Below are 3,996 nucleotides of genomic sequence, written 5' to 3' on the forward strand. Positions count from 1 at the left end.
AATAAAGTTGAAGAAGGTCTTGATTACAATCTTGTTTTAAAATTTAATTCAAGACCTTCAAGAGCAAATGAAAATATAAAAGTTGCAAATATTTCTGATAACAATTTTAGTTTTTTAATCAATAATTTAACTAAATCTCCTAGAAATTCAATTCAAACTTTAGGCAAAAAATTTACATTTAAAGAAAATCTTGAATATCAAAATAATAAAACTGAATGAAATGTTAATGAAGACATTAAAGTTAATTTAATTTTCAATCAAAAAGAAATTGTAAATCGTTTATATAAAGAAAAAATTCGTTTGTCATTTAATTACAAGACAGTTAATGGTCAAATTCAAACAATTACAAGTGATGAAGTTGTTTTGGAAGATGATTTAAATAATATAGAAAATGAGCAAAAAATACAGTTTACAATTTTAGCAAATAAATTAAAGCCAAATCGCTTGTATACTTTTGCTAAAGTTGAAAAGTATAATAGTTTAACTTCAACTTGAGAAAAACTAGATGATGATAAAGAAGTTACCCCAACAGTTGTTGCAGGGAACTTTAAAGTACAAAAATCAAGTGCAGAAGCATTTAAAGTAAAATCAGGGAATTTTGTTAAAGACAAAACTGATATCAATAAAGCATTTGTAACTTTAGAAATTGATGATGTTGATAATGTTTTAACAATTGATGATGATTTGAATTTAGCTGTTAAATATATCATTGAAGGTGAAGAAATTGAAAAATTCGGTTCCAATCCTCATTTAGTTATTGATGATAATAATTTAAAACAAATTAATTTTACAATTAATGATTTTAAAATAAATCAAGCATATAAGGTTAGAAATGTTAAATATGTTTCTTCAATTGATAAAGATAAAACTACCTTAACAATTGGTGCTTATCCTGAAAAAGATGAATTAATTTTTGCAATTCCAAATGATGAAATTAAAATTGAAAATTCAAATGTTGAAATTACTGAAATAACTAATTTATATGCAAATGAAAATAAAAGAGAAATTAGTGGGAGTTATAATTTATCATCAAATTTTATTACTTTATTTAATAATGATGAAATTAAAAATGTTCATATAATTGCTCATTTTAAAAATTTAAAAAATCAAAATATTTATACTGATGTTATTGCAATTGATGAAAATAATAATTTTAATTTTTCGTTAGATGAAACAAAAAATATTCAATTTAATCATAAATATATTTTACAAAATATTTATGTAGGAACTAAAGAACAACTAGAAAATGCAATTACAAATAGCAATTTTGATTCATTAGTTAAATTAAATATTAATAATTTAACAAAAGAAGTTACTACAAAATCACATTTAACAAATATTAGTATTGAAAATAGTTCTATAAATACAAGTGAGGATAATAAGGCAAGTTTTGTTTTACTTTTAAATTCAGAAGATGGTTATTTTGATTTAAGTCAACAAGTTAAAGTTACAATTAAAAAATCTTCTAATCAAAATGATAAAAAAGAAATCGTTTTAAATCTATCAAACATTAGTGCTGATAAAAAAAGCGCAAGAATTGATGTGGAATTTAATGATTTAGATGAAGAAACTGAGTATGAAATTGATAAAATTATTTTTTCTAGTTTAATTCCTGGACTAGAAAATCAACCAACTTTAGTGCATGCTAATTATCAAAATATTGGTTTAGATGAGAATTATTTCTTTAAATTTAAAACTAAGCAAAATCAATTTAATTTAACCAATATAACTTTTGTTAATTCAGAGAAAAAAGATCAATATTCTTATGCCTACACACATTTACAAAATATTTTAATTAATTTAGATTATGAAAAATCAGTTGAAAGATTTAATGGTAAAAAAGTTAAATTAATTTTTGAATATAAGGATTTAGATAACTTTAATAAAGTTATTAAAAAAGAAATTGAAGTTCTTTCATCTAATGTAATTTCAAATTCTAATCAAACTTTAAATTTTGAAATTCAAAATATATTAATTAATAAAAATAGAGAATATAAATTTAAGCAAGTTAAATATGAAGTTTCAAACAATAACTGGATTGAATTTGATGAAAATAGTAATTTAAAAATTTTAGAAAATAAAAAATTTGCTGTCTTTCCAAGTCAATCTGAATGAGTTTTAACACCTGAATTCGTTAAAACTGAATCAAATTTAAAAAAATTAGTTGTAAAAGTACTTGTAAATGATGTAGATAATGTGTTAGGCCCTCAAAATGAAACTATTTTTAGTTATAAAGATATAACATCTTCTGAAAATCTTTTAAACATTCAAAATTTAATTGTCACAAAAGAAAATAATCAAAAAGTATTTAAATTTGAAATTCCAAATCCTATTTTAGACCATGAATATAAAATTGGTAAATTTGAAATGCATTATGTATCTGATGTTGCTATTTCAAATTATTTATCAAATGGTGATTTGCCTCATAATTTAACTGCAAATATTGCAATTAATAAAGAATTTGATAAACAATTAGTTCTTGTTGAAACAAATGAATTATCTGCTCATGCATCTGAACCAATTATTAGCGCAACATATAATATTAGCTCAAACTCTGCTTTTCTTTATACTAGTGATGAATCTACCAAAGCTCATTTTGTAGTTCATTTTACTAATGAACAAAATGAAGACATTTATACTGATATTATTGCAATTGATGAAAACAACAATTTAAATATTTCTTTAAATCATTCTAAAAATATAACTTTAAGTAATACTTATACTTTAAAAAATATTTATTTAGGAACAAAAGAATTACTAAATAATGCATATGCAAATAAAAATTTTGATAATGTTTTAGATTTAAATATTAATAAGTTAAAAAAACAAGCAAGCACAAAATTATTTAATTTAGATGAAATTTTTAAAACTATCACACCACAGTTTAAACAAAATTTTGAACTTACAAATGATCAAAAAATTAATCTGGGATTAACAAATAATTTAAATAAATTCCCTGAAATTTGAAAAAACAAAAAGATTCTTCTTGAGTATAAATCAAAAAATTTTGATGAAAAAATTTATTTTGCTAAAGATTTAAATTCAAATGATTTTATTGCTCAAAATAATAATGATATTAAAATTAATGATTTAGAATTAGTTAATGGAGTAATAAAAAAAGCTCGTTTATACCAACTTGAAAATATATACTTTGTTGATCATAATTTTCTGGTGAATGAAGTTAATTTGAATCAAGAAATTGCAATCAATAATAATGCTAATAAATTTATGAAAATTAATTTTGCAACTATTATTAATGGCGCTTCATTTACAACGGAAAAATCTCAAAAAAATCTTGATGCAACAATGCAAATATTAGATTCACCTTCACTTAATCAAGTTAAGTTGAAATTTAATATTATTGATCAAGATAGCATTCTATTTAGTGATAGTTATGAAGTTGAATTAAATACAACACTTAAAACATTAACTGCAAATGATAAAAATAAAAAATTTATAGGAACTACTAAAATTGAAAATAATCAAAAAGTAGTTGAATTTGTTGTTGATGATGTATTTTTAAACAAGGAAAATATTGCTGATAATTTAATTATCAAAAATGTAATAACAACAGATGGTTCTGAGAATAAAAAAATTAATATCAATCAAATTTTTAGTAACAAAATATTATTAAAAACAAAACCTGGTGGATATAGTGCAACATTAATTAATACTGAACAAGAAAATAAAAATTTAATTAATTCAACATATAATTTAGAAATAGAAATTTCAGAAAACTTAAACAATATCAAAAACAATTTAAGATTTATTGGGCAAATTATTCAATCTCAAGTTAGTGATAATAGAAATATTCAAGCATTAAAAATAAATTCAGATCCAAGTGTTCAATTAAATGACAACAATGTTACAATTGTTTTTGATAATTTAGTTTCAAATAGAGAATATAGAAATTTTGATTTATTTGTTGATGTTAATGAAAATGTTGCAACAAACAATAAAAATAGTATTATTCAATCAAATTCAGCTTTTAGTGTA

At 21.2% G+C, this 3,996-nt stretch carries 1 protein-coding gene; it reads left to right on the forward strand.

Features of this window, described 5'->3' with window-relative positions; genetic code table 4:
- The coding region (locus U744_RS04725; protein WP_036432137.1) for a hypothetical protein at positions 1–3,996 on the forward strand (3,996 nt) is incomplete at both ends.

It is taken from the genome of Mycoplasmopsis cricetuli ATCC 35279 (assembly GCF_000526955.1).
GTDB classification, from domain to species: domain Bacteria; phylum Bacillota_I; class Bacilli_A; order Mycoplasmatales; family Metamycoplasmataceae; genus Mycoplasmopsis; species Mycoplasmopsis cricetuli.